The 14,083-nt window shown below is 65.4% G+C and carries 18 protein-coding genes and 2 pseudogenes; 8 read left to right on the top strand and 12 right to left on the bottom strand.

All coding sequences use genetic code 11. The features are described 5' to 3' along the window. Both OPF83_RS16685 and OPF83_RS16690 read left to right on the top strand, forming a co-directional pair. Nucleotides 1-1,283, top strand: a pseudogene (locus OPF83_RS16685) (hypothetical protein); the annotation flags it as partial. Nucleotides 1,284-1,348: 65 nt separating this feature from the next. Beyond that, entirely contained in the window at nucleotides 1,349-1,948 is a 600-nt protein-coding gene (locus tag OPF83_RS16690; protein WP_264888781.1) for a hypothetical protein, read from the top strand. A 128-nt stretch (nucleotides 1,949-2,076) separates the two neighbouring features. On the opposite strand, the gene OPF83_RS16695 is transcribed toward OPF83_RS16690, so the two are convergent. From OPF83_RS16695 to arsB, 7 genes and pseudogenes are all read right to left on the bottom strand, one after another. Beyond that, a complete protein-coding gene (locus tag OPF83_RS16695) occupies nucleotides 2,077-3,087 on the bottom strand; it encodes an ArsO family NAD(P)H-dependent flavin-containing monooxygenase (protein WP_264888782.1) in 1,011 nt (336 codons plus the stop codon). Between the two features lie 16 nt (nucleotides 3,088-3,103). Beyond that, complete coding sequence (locus OPF83_RS16700; protein WP_264888784.1) at nucleotides 3,104-4,234, bottom strand: MFS transporter; 1,131 nt, start codon at nucleotides 4,232-4,234, stop codon at nucleotides 3,104-3,106. A 99-nt stretch (nucleotides 4,235-4,333) separates the two neighbouring features. After that, entirely contained in the window at nucleotides 4,334-4,963 is a 630-nt protein-coding gene (locus OPF83_RS16705; RefSeq protein ID WP_264888768.1) for an arsenate reductase ArsC, read from the bottom strand. A 10-nt stretch (nucleotides 4,964-4,973) separates the two neighbouring features. After that, on the bottom strand, nucleotides 4,974-6,299 hold the full coding sequence (locus OPF83_RS16710; RefSeq protein WP_264888769.1) for an NAD(P)-binding domain-containing protein: 1,326 nt from the start codon (nucleotides 6,297-6,299) through the stop codon (nucleotides 4,974-4,976). 47 nt (nucleotides 6,300-6,346) lie between these two features. Beyond that, nucleotides 6,347-6,706: an arsenate reductase ArsC gene (locus OPF83_RS16715; protein WP_375546291.1), complete on the bottom strand. Its 360-nt coding sequence runs from the start codon at nucleotides 6,704-6,706 to the stop codon at nucleotides 6,347-6,349. 126 nt (nucleotides 6,707-6,832) lie between these two features. Next, nucleotides 6,833-7,180, bottom strand: a pseudogene (locus OPF83_RS16720) (low molecular weight phosphatase family protein); the annotation flags it as partial. Next, nucleotides 7,177-8,289: an ACR3 family arsenite efflux transporter gene (arsB, locus tag OPF83_RS16725; protein WP_264888770.1), complete on the bottom strand. Its 1,113-nt coding sequence runs from the start codon at nucleotides 8,287-8,289 to the stop codon at nucleotides 7,177-7,179. The pseudogene OPF83_RS16720 and the gene arsB, both read right to left, overlap by 4 nt. A 190-nt stretch (nucleotides 8,290-8,479) precedes the next feature. Between arsB and OPF83_RS16730 the strand changes: the two genes are divergently transcribed. Both OPF83_RS16730 and OPF83_RS16735 read left to right on the top strand, forming a co-directional pair. Further along, entirely contained in the window at nucleotides 8,480-8,737 is a 258-nt protein-coding gene (locus tag OPF83_RS16730; protein WP_264888771.1) for a helix-turn-helix transcriptional regulator, read from the top strand. A 215-nt stretch (nucleotides 8,738-8,952) separates the two neighbouring features. Next, entirely contained in the window at nucleotides 8,953-9,171 is a 219-nt protein-coding gene (locus tag OPF83_RS16735; protein ID WP_264888772.1) for a hypothetical protein, read from the top strand. A gap of 104 nt (nucleotides 9,172-9,275) precedes the next feature. Here OPF83_RS16735 and OPF83_RS16740 read toward each other — a convergent pair whose 3' ends face one another. From OPF83_RS16740 to OPF83_RS16760, 5 genes are all read right to left on the bottom strand, one after another. Further along, the gene (locus OPF83_RS16740) at nucleotides 9,276-9,617 is read right to left on the bottom strand and encodes a hypothetical protein (RefSeq protein ID WP_156523552.1); all 342 of its coding nucleotides are present in this window, start codon (nucleotides 9,615-9,617) and stop codon (nucleotides 9,276-9,278) included. Nucleotides 9,618-9,880: 263 nt separating this feature from the next. After that, the gene (locus OPF83_RS16745) at nucleotides 9,881-10,204 is read right to left on the bottom strand and encodes a hypothetical protein (RefSeq protein WP_264888773.1); all 324 of its coding nucleotides are present in this window, start codon (nucleotides 10,202-10,204) and stop codon (nucleotides 9,881-9,883) included. Between the two features lie 140 nt (nucleotides 10,205-10,344). Then, on the bottom strand, nucleotides 10,345-10,905 hold the full coding sequence (locus tag OPF83_RS16750; RefSeq protein ID WP_264888774.1) for a DNA-binding protein: 561 nt from the start codon (nucleotides 10,903-10,905) through the stop codon (nucleotides 10,345-10,347). Between the two features lie 499 nt (nucleotides 10,906-11,404). Then, nucleotides 11,405-11,881 (bottom strand): BLUF domain-containing protein, encoded by a 477-nt coding sequence (locus tag OPF83_RS16755; protein ID WP_264888776.1) that lies wholly within the window; start codon nucleotides 11,879-11,881, stop codon nucleotides 11,405-11,407. Next, nucleotides 11,878-12,114 carry a hypothetical protein gene (locus tag OPF83_RS16760; RefSeq protein ID WP_264888778.1) on the bottom strand — a complete coding sequence of 79 codons (237 nt, stop codon included), beginning with the start codon at nucleotides 12,112-12,114 and terminating at the stop codon, nucleotides 11,878-11,880. Before OPF83_RS16760 ends, OPF83_RS16755 begins: the two co-directional genes overlap by 4 nt. 359 nt (nucleotides 12,115-12,473) lie before the next feature. On the opposite strand from OPF83_RS16760, the gene OPF83_RS16765 reads away from it, so the two are divergent. From OPF83_RS16765 to OPF83_RS16780, 4 genes are all read left to right on the top strand, one after another. Continuing rightward, nucleotides 12,474-12,731, top strand: a complete 258-nt coding sequence (locus OPF83_RS16765) for a type II toxin-antitoxin system Phd/YefM family antitoxin (RefSeq protein ID WP_017836490.1) — start codon at nucleotides 12,474-12,476, stop codon at nucleotides 12,729-12,731. A gap of 1 nt (nucleotide 12,732) precedes the next feature. Then, the gene (locus tag OPF83_RS16770; RefSeq protein WP_061228632.1) at nucleotides 12,733-12,990 is read left to right on the top strand and encodes a Txe/YoeB family addiction module toxin; all 258 of its coding nucleotides are present in this window, start codon (nucleotides 12,733-12,735) and stop codon (nucleotides 12,988-12,990) included. 148 nt (nucleotides 12,991-13,138) lie between these two features. Continuing rightward, on the top strand, nucleotides 13,139-13,477 hold the full coding sequence (locus OPF83_RS16775) for an Lsr2 family protein (RefSeq protein ID WP_264888780.1): 339 nt from the start codon (nucleotides 13,139-13,141) through the stop codon (nucleotides 13,475-13,477). Nucleotides 13,478-13,702: 225 nt separating this feature from the next. After that, a complete protein-coding gene (locus OPF83_RS16780) occupies nucleotides 13,703-13,996 on the top strand; it encodes a WhiB family transcriptional regulator (RefSeq protein WP_375546290.1) in 294 nt (97 codons plus the stop codon). Nucleotides 13,997-14,083: the final 87 nt, after the last annotated feature.

Raw genomic sequence — 14,083 nt, forward strand, 5'->3', positions numbered from 1 at the left:
GACCGCTCTGCGGCCCGTGCTCTGGCGAGCACAGGAACTGGTACTGCCGTTCCTGCGGAACCATCGACCTACTGGTCACCGCCACCGACTGCCTCGGCTGCCGCAACACCGCCCGAGTCAACCACGCCTTGCAGTGCACCCATCCGCATCTACGCGCTCAAACCGACTCCATTCGAGACCTACTACTCAAGGCCTACCCACCGCGGCGCACCGCGTTACTGCTCGCCAGCCGACACAGTTGGTTCACCCTGCTCACCACCCTCATCACCGAGGATGAACCCCTGACCCACGCGAGCCTGGACCGCAAGCCTCAGAACACCCGCACCCACCACCTCCGGCGGCTACTAATAGCCCTGGAGGTTCTGCCCCCACGAGATGACATCCTCGACGGACTCAACCTATGGATCGACGCACAGCTGGCCGACCAACCCCCACCGATCGCCGTCGTACTTCAGCCCTACGCCACCTGGCACGTCACCCACCAACTGCGCCGCGCCCGCGGTAACAGCCCCTCCGCAGGTAAATACGCGCGAACCCGCATCCGATGCGCCGCCGACTTCCTGCACTGGCTCCAAGACCGCGGCATCGACCTCGCCCAAACAACCCAGTACGACATCGACTGCTGGCTCGATGAAGGCGCCACCACCCGCCGCCGGCTGCGCGACTTCCTGTCCTGGACCGCTGGGCGCGGGCTCACCACAGACCTAGAAGTGCCGTGGCTAGGCACCGAAGGACTTGCCGGGCACATCCTCGACGCAGACACCCGGTGGCAACTCCTGCGCCGGTGCCTCACCGACCCCTCCCTCAACCTGCGCGTGCGTGTCGCCGGAGCATTGGTCCTGCTGTTCGGGCAGAACCTCACCCGCATCGCCGCGCTACGCGCCGAGGACATCACCACCACAGGCAACGACACATACCTGACATTTCGCGACCACCCAGTCCTACTGCCACCACTCCTGGCCATCCTCATCACTGACCTCGCAGCGCAACCGGCGACCATCGATGATCCCCGCCCACCAGGCACCCCGACCTGGCTCTTCCCCGGCCGCAACGCAGCCCACCTGCACCCCAGCCGCCTGGCTCAGCTTCTGGGCCGCGATCTGGGCCTCGATGCCCGCGCCGCCCGCGGAAGCGCACTGCTGGCCCTGGCCGCCGACCTGCCCGCCTCCGTCCTGGCCGACCTGCTCGGCTTATCTATCGCCGCCGCCCTGCGCTGGACAGCCCTGGCAGCCCGCGACCAGGGCGTCTACCTCGCCGCACGCCTTGACGAGGACCACGACTGATGTCGGAGGCGACACCTATCCTCACCCCACCCGGTAACAGCTCCCCGACACAACTCGAGGCCACCATGACCGCCGCCTTGTTCCCTCGGCCCGCAGGCGCCGACACCCAGCAGCTCTCCCTGCTCGGTGACCCCCGCCCGGTGCGCACCCCAGCGAAGCTGTGGCGGGTCTGGCTCAGCGACCCCGCCACCCGGCAGCGGTTCGAGGCCAAGCGTTACCGCCGCGGGTCTGACCAGTGCTGGCCCTGGATCGGCGCGATCTCCTCCACCGGCCACGGTTCGTTCCGCGCCGCTAGCCTGTCCGGACTCTCCCGCCGCGGCACCGTCCCGGCACACCTGTACGCCTACCAACTCGAACACGGCATCATCGACCGCCTCGGCTGGAGCGCCCTGACCGACCCCATCCTGTGTCACCGCTGCGACTTCGCCGGCTGCACCAACCCCCGCCACCTACGCCTGGGTACCGCCGGCGACAACCGCTCCGAATACCTCGCCAGGCGACACAGCCATAGCAGCCCCCTGGCCGACACCCGCGGTACCGCCGGCCTGTCCCGCGCCGTCGCCGACGCCATTCGCACTGCACTGTCCGCTCAAGAACCAGCCTCCGTGATCGAAGGGCGCATCCAGGACGCTTTCATCGCGGGCCAGCCCTGGGCTTTATGGTGACCTCTCAAACAGGCGAGCCCAACGAGTGCCATGCCATCACTCGGCCCTAGTCACCCCGGAGCGCCGCGTTCCGCCATGACCTTGGCTCATATTGACCATCGGCGACCTTCCGGCGGTGGCGGCTGTGCCTATTTCACGGTCCTGCCAACCGATGCGGCGATATCTCGGGCGGCCTGCTTGGCGTAGGGCCCCACACCGGTGATTGTTGCCGCTCCGGGGCCGGTCCAGTCGCCGTAGCCGACCACATGAAGACCCGGGTGCCTCGGTCGACCGTGGTCGAGCAGTCGGCGTATCGGCCCGATGGCGGGGCGGAAACCCGTGCACCAAATCAGGTGATCGGCGTCGATGTCATCCAGTGAGGTGAACATCGGCGTGGCTTGCAACCGTCCGGTGTCCCGGGCGCGGCGCACCTCTGGCAGGACGACGATGTCTCCCAGGGCTGAGTCTGTCCCGGGGTCGGGCTCCCCGCGCTGCAGGGCAAGGGCACGTAGCCGGTTGCGGCGGAACAGCACTCGTCCGTCGACCTCGTCCGGCATCCAACGTGGAAGCTCACGGGTGTACCAGGTCACGTCGGCAACGCCGGTGAGCTCTGCGGCGATCTGGGCACCAGAGTTCGCGCCGCCCACGACGGCGACCTTGCTTCCTCGAAAGGGCGCGGTGCCGGGATAGTTGGCGGAATGCCACTGCGTGCCAGCGAAAGTTCCTGGATAGGAGGGAACAAATGGCGCGGACCAGGTCCCGGTGGCGGCAACCACGTTTGCGGTCGTCCACGCCTTCGTGCCAGCTCGGACGTGATAGATGCCATCTTCATAGGTCACCTCCTCGACGGTGACGGGACGGTGGACCGGAATCCGGTAGCGCTGTTCGTAGGCAGCGAGATAGTCCACGACGTGCAAGGCCGGTGGAAACCCGTCATAAGGCGGCATCGGCCAGCCCGGCAGGTTGGAGAACTCAGCGGTAGAGAACAGTCGCAGCGACGGCCACACGTGTAACCAGCCCCCGCCCGGGATGGGTTGATCATCCAGAACCAGGATGTCCACGCCGGCCCGCAGCAGGTAATAGGCGGTGGCCAGGCCCGCTTGCCCACCGCCGATGATGATTGCCTCGGGGCGATCCGGGGCGTGGTCTACATCAAAGATAGTGGTCAGCTCCTTTTCACGTTCGGGCACTCAGAGCTGCGGCCACTGTGAGCAGGACTGCCATGATGATCGCCATCGCAGGGTATCCCCCGACGAGGCTGGCCAGAAGTGGCCCGGACACGGGAGCAAGCGCGGTGACAGCGGTCATCGGTGCGTTGAACAGGGCGTTGATGGCACCGAAGTTGTGTGTACCCCACCGGTCGGAGACAGCGGTGGCCTGGAGGAGGGTGTGACAGCCGCGCGCTGCACCCGTGCCGACGGCCAGAGCGATCAGTAGCCAGGCCGGTTCGGGCACTGCGGCCAAACCCCACAGGCCGAGTGCGCCGGCGCCGAGGATCACCACTGTGCGTTGTTGGGCAGTGGTTCTCCGGGTCAGCGGTGGATAGCCGAGCCGGCCGATGACTTGTCCTGCGCCCACCAGACCGAAGGCCAGGGCCGCCGTCGAATAGTCGATCCCTCGTTCGAGCAGGAGTGGAATGAGATTGATCGTCACGGCGAACAGCGTGAACGTGGCAACTGTCATCGCTACTTGCAGGGTGATGAACTGGCGCGTTCTGGTGACCTGGCGGATCTCATTTCGGGACTGCTGCACGGTCGGTTCACCGCCGGTATCCGACCAGGTGGAGTTGAGGAAGAAGGCGTGCAGGGGCACAGATACTGCGGCGAGGATGCCGGCCATGATCAGATAGCTGGTTCGCCAACCGAACTGCTCGATCAGATAGGCGGTCAGTGGGGCAAAGACGGTGGAAGAAAGTCCCGCGACGAGCGTCAGGGTCATCAAGGGTCCGACTCGTTGCGGTCCGTACCAGCGGGTGATGACAGCGAACGCGGGCGGGTAGAGGACAGCCGATTGGGCGAACCCTGCAACGAGCCAGGCCAGATAGAACAGCGGCAGGGTGGGAGACCACGCCACCAGCGCCAGGGCGAGCACACCGATGACCGCCCCGAGGGTCATCACCGTGCGTGGCCCGCGGGAATCCAGAACGGAACCGACCTTCAGTCCCGCAATCGCCGAGACGACCAGACCGGCTGACAGTGCCCCGGTGATGGTGGTATCACTCCAGCCGGTCTCTTGGGAAATCGGTGCCACAGCCGCGGGCAGAGAGTAGAAAAGCAGGCCCCAACTGGTGGTCTGGGCGACACACATCGCCACCAGCCCACCGCGGGGTCGGTCGATCCCGGTCGGCGTCGAGGCTCCTTCAGACACCGATCCGCCCCTGATGTGTGGCCACCGGGTCGCGGCGGGCTACTTCTGAACCGTGGCCCACAGTGTGCGGACGCGCTCGTCGATGTCGTCAATGATCTGCCCGGTGATCTCCGGTGACTGGCCGGCGGGGTCGACCAGGTCCCAGTCCAGGTAGTTCTTGCCCGGGTAGACAGGGCAGGCGTCCCCGCACCCCATGGTGATGACGTAGTCGGCTGCCCGCACCACATCATCAGTCAGCGGCTTGGGGAACGCCCCTGTCATGTCAATTCCCCGGGCCGTCAGCACCTCCACCACCTGTGGGTCGACCTCAGAGGCCGGGAGAGAGCCGGCCGATCGGACCTCAACCTCACTACCTGCATAGTGACGCAGCAGGGCCGCGGCGACCTGGGAACGGCCAGCGTTGTGAACGCACACGAACAGCACTTGAGGGACGGTCGACTGGATCTTGCCCTGGGCCAACGCCAGTGCCCGGAGTCGGTCGGCGGCAAAATTACGCGCCAGCGCAGCGAGATACCGCTTGATCGTCGCCGTGCGAGCCAAAGCGGTGTAGGACTCGAAAACGTACCGTTCGATCGTTTCGGCCGAGAAGACGCCCTCGTATGTCCGAGCGAGGTCATCAACCGTGCGCATCAGGACATGGACGTCCATTTCGGGTGCGTCGATGGTCATGTCGGTCCCTTCAGCAGCAGGCAGAGGTAGAGGAAGTGGCACCGAGCGAGATCAGCTGCGGGGTGGCCGGTGCGTCGCATGAGCCGCCGAGGTCGGTGGAGCAGACCCCGGTCTCGGGGAGATCGAGGTGGACGTCGTCGGCGGCCTCGCGGTCCCCGGCCAGTGCGGCGGCAATCGAGCGGACCTGCTCGTAGCCAGTGGCCATGAGGAACGTCGGTGCCCGGCCGTAGCTCTTCATCCCCACGATGTAAAAGCCGGGCTCGGGATGCGCGAGTAGTTTCTCGCCGTGCGGTTCGACACTGCCGCAGGAGTGGAACTCCGGATCGATCAACGGGCCGAGCTGGTGCGGGGCGTCCACAGCCGGGTCGAGCGCCAGCCGCAGTTCAGACAAGATCGCCAGGTTTGGGCGGAACCCGGTGGCCGGTACGAGCAGGTCCACCGCCAGCTCCGTCGGCCCGGCCGGGGTGCTGCCGTGGACCGTCAGACCATCGGTCGACGGCGTGAACGCGGTGATGGTGAACGAGGTGTGCACCTCGATCACGCCGGAGGCGACGGCTTCGCGCAGGCGTGAGCCGAGGGCCCCGCGGGCGGCGAGCTCGTCGCGGTCCTCACCGCCATACACACTGGACACATCCGCTGTGCGCACCGCCCAGCTGATCCGGGTCCCGGGTTCCTGCTGCGCGAGGTCGACGAGGTCGAGCAGGGTGTTGGCCGCGGAATGACCGGCGCCGACGACAAGTGTGTGCCGACCCGCGAAACGCTCCCGGTCGGCTCCGGACACCGCCGGTAGCGGAGCAGTGATCAACCGCTGCTCGATGGCCCGGGTCTCGCCGGGGGCGGGCAGTCCGGACCGCCCGAGCGGATTGGGCTGCTCCCAGGTGCCGGAGGCGTCGATGACGCTACGTGCGTGCACGTCGGTGACGGCTCCGTCGGCCGATTCGATGCGCACGAGGAACGGGGTCTGCTCCCGATCTGCGGAGCGGGTCTTGTCGATCCCCACCCGAGAGACCGCGACGACACGCGAATCTGTCCGAATATGCGAGCCCAGGACGGTCGCGAGCGGCGCCAGGTACTCATCGACGAGGTCGTGGCCGGTGGGCAATGCCTCGAGGTCGGGCTCCTGCCACCCGGTGGACTCGAGCAGTCGCCGGGCGGCGTCGTCGATGTTGTACCGCCAGGGGGAGAACAGACGAGTGTGGCCCCACTGCCGGATCGCCGCACCGATCGTCGGACCGGCCTCCAACACGAGCGGTGTCAGATCGCGCTCGAGTAGATGCGCTGCGGTGGCCAATCCCACCGGGCCCGCGCCGATCACGACGACCGGAAGCTCGTGCATCGGTGTGGCAGCGTTCGGGCTCGTCGTCGGTGTGGTGTGTGTCGTGATCACTTGGTGGTCTCCGTTTCGAGAAGTTCTGCTACCAGGGCGGTGACGCGACGCTTGATGTCGTCGCGGATCGGGCGGACAGCGTCAATGCCCTGGCCTGCGGGGTCTGCGAGCTCCCAGTCCTCGTATCGGACGCCGGGGAAGAAGGGGCAGGCATCCCCGCAGCCCATGGTGATAACCACATCCGACGAGCGGACCGCGTCGGGGGTCAGGACCTTCGGCGATGCCGCAGTGATGTCGATGCCCTCTTCCGCCATCGCACGGACGGCGACCGGGTTGATCTGATCCGCGGGCTGAGAACCGGCGGAGCGGACCTCGACCCGGCCGCGCGAGAGGTGGGTGAGGTAACCGGCGGCCATCTGCGACCGGCCGGCGTTGTGAACGCACACAAAAAGGACCGATGGCCTCGGATCGAGCAGGTCGTTGAGCAGTTCGCGAACACGGTCGTCGATGTCATCGCGGACCAAACGCATCCGCTCCAGCCCCTCGATGCCGCGCTGCGAGGGCTCGTCGGTGCGCCAGACCTCGATGGTGCCTGACATCCCCTCGACGGGTTCGACCTGCGCTTCGTCGCCGAGCACGATCACCCGATCCACCCGCCGCAGAAGATCGGGGTCGATCGACCGGGGAGTCTGACCGGACATATTGGCGCCGAGCTCGGCGACCGAGTCTGCGGCGAGGGCGTTAACAGCACTGCCGGGCCGGGTGCCCGCCGAATGAACCTCGATGCGGTCGCCGGCGTGCAGGCGCATCAGCGCGGCCGCCATCTGGGACTTGCCGCCGTTTTTGACGCAGACAAACAGGACACTGGGAGTGTTGGGGATGCTTGTCATACCTGGGCTCCAGTGGTCGAACGATTCGGAAGGCTCGGATCGCCGGGGAAGAGTCGGGGGCCCAGCCAGAGTGCGACGTAGACCAGGCCAACCAGCACGGGGACCTCGATGAGGGGGCCGACCACTCCAGCCAACGCCTGACCCGAGGTGATGCCGAACGTACCGATCGACACGGCGATCGCGAGCTCGAAGTTGTTGCCGGAGGCAGTGAAAGCCACGCTGGTCGACTTCGCGTAGTTGAGCCCCACGGCCCGGGAGACGAACAGGCTGAAGAAGAACATCAGGACGAAGTACAGCAAGAGCGGAACCGCCATCCGGGCCACGTCCAGCGGCTGGGAGGTGATGGCCTCGCCCTGCATAGAAAACAGCAGCACGATGGTGAACAGCAGTCCGTAGAGTGCCCACGGTCCGATCCTTGGCAGGAACGTCTCCTCGTACCAGTGGCGCCCCTTGGCTTTCTCGCCGAGCACGCGGGTCAGGAAGCCGGCCAGAAGCGGTATCCCCAGGAACACCAGGACGGAAAGCACGATCGCCCAGACAGAGAACTCTGCCGTCGTGGTCTCCAGTCCCAGCCAGCCGGGCAGCACCTGCAGGTAGAACCAGCCCAAGGCACCGAACGCGACCACCTGGAACACGGAGTTGATGGCCACCAGCACGGCGGCGGCCTCGCGGTCGCCACAGGCGAGGTCGTTCCAGATGAACACCATGGCGATACAGCGGGCGAGCCCGACGATGATCAGCCCGGTGCGGTACTCCGGCAGGTCGGGCAGGAAGATCCAGGCCAGCGCGAACATGAACGCCGGGCCGAGCACCCAGTTGAGGACCAGCGAAAGGGTGAGGAGCTTGCGGTCGCCGGTCACCCGGTGGGTCTCGTCGTAACGGACCTTCGCCAGCACGGGGTACATCATCACCAGTAGGCCGATCGCGATCGGAACGGAGATCCCGCCGACCTGCATCGAATCCAAGACCGCATTGAGGCCCGGGACGAACCTGCCCAGCAGCAGGCCAATGGCCATCGCCACGAGAATCCAGACGGCAAGCCAGCGGTCGAGAAAGGACATCTCCTTGACGACCGGCGCAACAGCCGGCGCAGGTGAGGTGGTGCTCATCGGCACGAGACTCCCTTAGATCGATGATTGTCTATGCGAAAGGTTAGGCCGACATATCGGCAAGTGTCAATGTATGATCGTGAACGGGTGATCGAAAATGACTGTGGCAAATTCCGACCTACTGGCCCCCGAGCGAACCGAGTGCTGTTCCATGTCTGCGACACCGGTGGATGCGCCGACAGCGGAACGGATGGCGGGAAGGCTCAAGGCGCTGGCAGATCCGATGCGCCTACGACTGATGTCGCACATCGCCGCACACGGGTGCGATTCAGTGTGTGCGTGCGACCTGCTCGAGGTAGTCGAAATCAGCCAGCCGACGATCAGCCACCACCTCAAAAAGCTCGTGGACGCCGGCCTGCTGACCAGAGAGCAACACGGTAGATGGGCGCACTACTCAGTGGTGCGCGAGGCCTTCGACGATCTACGCCGCTTTCTGGACCTGACCTGACTGACGCAGCGCCCGGCTTTCACGCCGGGCATTGGTGCGAGACGCCAGCGGGAATTCAGCACACTTCGAATAACTACAGGCTGCCAGTCATCACCTGGCGACAAGGCGGCGTCAGCAGAACCGAGTACGCGCACCGCTTCGCGCTCCTAGTCGCCGGCCAACTGACCGCCGAGGCGATCGGTGAACACCGCTGCAACGAACCCCTGTGTGTGCGCGTGGACCCGGACCATCTCATCGCCTCAACCCAATCAGCGAACCTGCTCTACGCGGTCGCCTGCGGACGCACCGGCATCATCCGCAACACCACCGAACGCCACGACCGGCACGCCCGCTCCCTCGCGGTCCGCGACGCGGTCGCCGGCGGCTGGAACCCGCACGCTTACGCCCGAGCTTGCGGCAACACCGCACCACTAGACGAGCCCCCACTGTTCTGAAACCAGCTACAGTCAACGCAAGCGAAGGCCCCCGCTGTGGCGGGGGCCTTCATGCTTCTGGGCATTCGGGATGTGTCAGCGGTTCGCCACTCGACGCGCGCATTCTAAACCTCGCCGCTGCATCCGTGGCAGTCCAACTGCATGGGCCATTCGGCTGCCCTTACGGCATCCGTGGCAACCACTGCCATTGCATCTCGTAGATCTCCAATCCAGTTGATCCACAGTCCGGTGCCGGCGGAGTTGGCGATGGGGACGCCGCACCTGACTGCCAACCGGATCAAGACCGTCTCGATGTCCGGGATGGTCCACTCGTCTTCACTTCGTGCCCGCTCGCGTAGGCGGTCGTAGTACGCGCCTTCTAACCCGTTGATCGTCTCCAGCAACGTCGCCGGATCGAAGCCGTCCTTTCGTCCTGGCACAGGTTCAACGGCGATCGGTATCGACACTGCCCGATTGCGACGGGTGATGTTCGCGAACCCTCCGTAGACCTCTTCCGCAGAGTGCGGGTCAAGAGCCGACGACCGTGTCTCATTGGAGACTCGGTCCGTAGATTCCGACTTACCGATGTAGACAACATCGCCAGGCGCACCGTTAGATTTCGTGGTGCACCAGACGTACAACTGCGCCCGGCCCCCAGACTGGACTTGCGAGAGTCGAAATCCGACACTCTGCGCGAGTTTTATCAGGCAGCACAGCGGAAGATTCGCAGTCACTGGACCCCCTGGTTCCTCGCTTGCGCGCGCAGCTGCCAGTAGCGCGGAATCGTCCATTTCAGCGGCGTCTTGTCGATGACGATGCGCCCGAGGTTAGTTCGGTAGACCACGCCGTGACGGACCGCGAACGACCAGTGACCGACGAACCACGCCACCAGCCCCAACGCCATCACCGTCGGCGCCCAGGAGCTCGACTGCACCACCCCACAGAACCCGATCACCGCACAGATGCCCCCGATGCCGCGTGCCAGCGGCGGCATCAGAAGTGATGCCACCGCGACCACCGCCCCGGCCTGTATCGCGGTCTGTAGATCCCACATGACGTCCTCCCGGGTTGGTGTTCCGGCTGTCATGGCCCGAACTCGCCTGGCGGAGGTCCGGGACGCTTAGTCATTGCCTGTCCTGTTCGGTCAGTGTGCTCGCCCGGTCCGACACGACAAGGCCACCACGGTGCGGATCGCTACTTGTCGTCGTCGGCTTGTCCGGAGGAACGAAACGCGTCCAGGAGTTCACGCAAAGTGTCCGACGTGGCCTCGGCCCGCACCCGGGCACGGTCGGCCTCCTCGGCCTGGACGCGCGCCTGCTCTGCCTCACGCTGCACCTTCTCGAGCTGCTGGCGAACCTGGGCCAGCTCGGCGCGCAGCTGCTCGACGTCCCGGACCGCCGCCTCTCTGGCCGTATCGGCGTCTGCCTGCTGCGCCGTGGCGGTCTCCGCCGCGGCGAGGGCGTCGGCCTCGCCGGCACGCGCCGCATCGAGCGCCACTGCGGTGGCCTCGTCTGCCTGCTCGGCAGCGCGCTTCCACGCCGCCGCCCACACCGACGCCACCATCGCCGACATCGCCTCCGACAAGTCCGGGGCCTCCGGCACCTCACCCGCTGCACCCGCGGCGTGCTCGCGCATCCACGCCGCCACCTCGCCGATCCGCACCCCCGCCTGTTTCTGCACCGCCCGCACGGTGACCTTGTCCCCACGCGCGACCAGCACGCCATAGGCATGAGCGATCTTCTCCGACGACGACATGGCAGCTCCTCCAACTTCGGCAACTCCGGTAACGGGGAACGGGAAACAAGGTGGGTTACCGTTGTTACCCAACGTAGTTGACTCCCGCGCCCATGTCGAGGATCGAGCGCTGACCGCCACAGAGGCGTCAGGCAGCCGGCGGCGAGCAGAAAGGCGACGCGACAACCCGACTCGCGGCCTAACGTGAACGGACCACTTCCTTGACTTTGAGAGGCGGCGATCGTCATCCGCTTCGGCACCCTCGATGACGGCTTCGACCTCACCGCGGCCAACGGGACCATCCTGGTGGACCCTTGTCAGCGCGACGTCAGCCCGCTGGCGGGCGTTACGGGCCCTGGACCGGTACTGGTCGCCCCCTGCAAGGCGCAATGCCCCTGCGCGCCGCTATCGCACAAGGTGTAGATGTCATTGGCGATACCGCGGCCCTGACGCGAGTTCTACCGCCCCCCGCAAGCGTCAACTAACGTCCCCGGTCAGTACAGCTAGACGCGAGCTCCGGTCAGGAGGGGATGGCGCGCTGCTTGATCTTGAACCATATGGAGAAGTCCTGTGCGGCCTGCCGCACCAGGTCATAGTCAGTCCCACGGGTCAGGTCAGTGAAACTGTCCCGCACGCCATCGATCCCGGTGGGCTGGGTGTGTTTGGGGATACCGAACCCCATTCTCCAGTCCTCAAAACTTCGCTGATCCACCCGCTCGACCATCAAGACCTGCAGGCGACTGTGCCTGTCGTCAACCGAGATGCGGTCCATCAGCGCATCGATCTCATCTGGCGGCCCCTCAAGGAATTGAACGAAGCTGGTGCCCCGATACAGCAACAGCCCGGTGATCCCCGCCTTGAGGTTCTCGCGCCTCGCGGTGAACAGGATCGACTCGAGATCGGCGGGCAGCATCGTGCGGGTGGCCACGCTCGAATACACCAGATACTTCAGCGCTCCCGCCTGCGGCGAACGCCTCGATTCCGCAGCCGCGGTCACTGCAGGCTCCCCTCGGCGTGGGACGCGAAGTACAGGTCGTTCAAACACGCCATCGATCTCTCCAGCGAGGGCGCCTGCCCCCGCAATGTCGACATCCAGTCGAACTTCTGGAAAGTCCCCTCGGCGGTCTGGTCGATATATCCGACGAAGTTGCCCCGATAGTTGCCCACGTAGAACCCCTCTTCCACCTGCGACCAGCGAACCTCATGGCCCCCGTCGATCACCTGACTCATTACCGCCTCTTCGCTCCCCACCGCACCCAACGGCATCGCATTCCTTTACGGCGCAGGTACCCGCAGGACACCCACGGCGGCAACTGCCACCGGGGCAGAAGCGCGGCACCCCCGGCACACGCGTCAACGAAATCCGTTGCCGGCGCGCAGGACGCCTGACCAATTCACTGGGGAACTGTGCCAAACGGCCACACCCAGCGCCACCGCGGGCCCACCACCCTGGGGGCTACCGCAGCGACGGCCGCCAGAACGGGCCGGTGAAGTAGGCAACCGTGAGAGGCCGACACCAGCTCCCGAGCTCGACACCGCGGGACCATCCCACCTCAACATGTACACTTTTACGTACAGGAGGAGTTGAGATGAAGACCATGAGCTACACCGAGTCCCGGGCACGCTACGCCGAGGTCCTCGACGGGGTCACCAACGACCGCGAAGAGGTCATCATCACCCGCGCCGGCCACGAACCGGTGGTGATGGTGTCGCTCGACGATTACGAGTCCCTGCGCGAGACCGCGCACCTCATGCGCTCTCCGGCTAATGCACGCCGTCTGCTTGATGCGATGGAGCGACTGGAGTCCGGCCGCGGACAGGCACGCGATCTTCTCGACGCCGACTGACGTGCTGCTCGTCTGGGACGACAACGCCTGGCAGGACTACCTCTGGTGGCAACAACAGGACCGCAAGATCCTCAAACGGATCAACCTGCTCCTGCAAGACATCACCCGCAACGGCAACGAGGGGATCGGCAAACCCGAACCCCTCAAGTACGACTTCGCCGGATACTGGTCCAGACGCATTACCGACGAACACCGCCTGGTCTACAAAGTCACCGACACCGAGGTCCGCATCGCCACCTGTCGCTACCACTACGGATAAAGCGCCCATACCAGTTAGAACGTTTCGGTCTTTCCAATCCGGGAGTCGGTCGGCAGCGAAAAGCATGTGTGCCCGCGATTCACTTTTGCACTCAGGCGCACCCTGCAACTCTGCACAGAACACAACACCGATACACGAAGGATCAGCGATGGCTCAGAAGTTTCAGGTCAGGTACCTCGACGATATCGACGGGACCGATCTCGGAGAGAATGCGAACACCATCTCGTTCGCTTTCGAGGGCAAGGAATACTCGATCGACCTCAGCGACGACAATGCCCAGGCATTTCGCGACGCTATCACGCCGTACCTCGAGGCTGGCCACCGCGTGACTGGAAAGAACGCCAAGACCGCGCGCAAGGCCACCACTAAGGCCCCATCCGCCGACACCAAGGCCATTCGCCAATGGGCCAGGGCCAACGGCTACGACGTCTCCGACCGCGGACGCATCCCCGCCGACGTCATGGACGCCTACTCCGCCGCCAACTAGAACTCAGACCGGACAGCTCGACACGAAGCCTCGTCGACCACATCACGGACCAGACAGGCTTACCCGCCTCGCAGGGCAAGCCAAATCAAATGTCACCTACTCGTGCATCAGCCCCGTGCGCCATCGACGACGCGGCCGATGTGCACAACTGTTCGGTTGCGCATAAGGTCAAGGCGTCGAGTGATCGACCTGGACTCTAGGGCTCACTGCGGAGCACTCCAGACAATGTCAGGAGCGCATATACCTAGATACCGCACTCTCGAGCCGACTGCCCATTTCTGGGCCTGGCGTGACCAGGCAGCCTGCATCGGGCACGCGGACCTCTTCTACAGCACTGACGATGAACTCAAGGGGCAACGGCGCCGCAAAGAGGACCGAGCCAAATCCGTGTGTGCCGGCTGCCCCGTACTCACCACCTGCCGCGAGTTCGCGATGCAAACCAACGAACTGTACGGGGTGTGGGGCGGGCTCTCAGAGATCGACCGACATAACCTGGCCGGCCGACACCGCACCGGATGACCCCGCGGTGCCGCTCTGTTCACTCGTGCCCGCCGCCATCTGATCGCTGCGCGGGGGATGACGGCAGATATGAGCTCGTCGGCAATG

Source organism: Dietzia sp. NCCP-2495, assembly GCF_026011735.1.
Lineage (GTDB): Bacteria > Actinomycetota > Actinomycetes > Mycobacteriales > Mycobacteriaceae > Dietzia.

Coding starts and splice junctions, on each gene's coding strand:
- OPF83_RS16690 (WP_264888781.1), top strand. CDS start 1,349: ATGACCGCCGCCTTGTTCCCTCGGCCCGCAGGCGCCGACACCCAGCAG.
- OPF83_RS16700 (WP_264888784.1), bottom strand. CDS start 4,234: ATGTGTGTCGCCCAGACCACCAGTTGGGGCCTGCTTTTCTACTCTCTG.
- OPF83_RS16705 (WP_264888768.1), bottom strand. CDS start 4,963: ATGACCATCGACGCACCCGAAATGGACGTCCATGTCCTGATGCGCACG.
- OPF83_RS16710 (WP_264888769.1), bottom strand. CDS start 6,299: ATGCACGAGCTTCCGGTCGTCGTGATCGGCGCGGGCCCGGTGGGATTG.
- OPF83_RS16715 (WP_375546291.1), bottom strand. CDS start 6,706: ATGGCCGCCGGTTACCTCACCCACCTCTCGCGCGGCCGGGTCGAGGTC.
- arsB (WP_264888770.1), bottom strand. CDS start 8,289: ATGAGCACCACCTCACCTGCGCCGGCTGTTGCGCCGGTCGTCAAGGAG.
- OPF83_RS16730 (WP_264888771.1), top strand. CDS start 8,480: ATGGCGGGAAGGCTCAAGGCGCTGGCAGATCCGATGCGCCTACGACTG.
- OPF83_RS16745 (WP_264888773.1), bottom strand. CDS start 10,204: ATGTGGGATCTACAGACCGCGATACAGGCCGGGGCGGTGGTCGCGGTG.
- OPF83_RS16750 (WP_264888774.1), bottom strand. CDS start 10,905: ATGTCGTCGTCGGAGAAGATCGCTCATGCCTATGGCGTGCTGGTCGCG.
- OPF83_RS16760 (WP_264888778.1), bottom strand. CDS start 12,114: ATGAGTCAGGTGATCGACGGGGGCCATGAGGTTCGCTGGTCGCAGGTG.
- OPF83_RS16765 (WP_017836490.1), top strand. CDS start 12,474: ATGAAGACCATGAGCTACACCGAGTCCCGGGCACGCTACGCCGAGGTC.
- OPF83_RS16775 (WP_264888780.1), top strand. CDS start 13,139: ATGGCTCAGAAGTTTCAGGTCAGGTACCTCGACGATATCGACGGGACC.
- OPF83_RS16780 (WP_375546290.1), top strand. CDS start 13,703: ATGTCAGGAGCGCATATACCTAGATACCGCACTCTCGAGCCGACTGCC.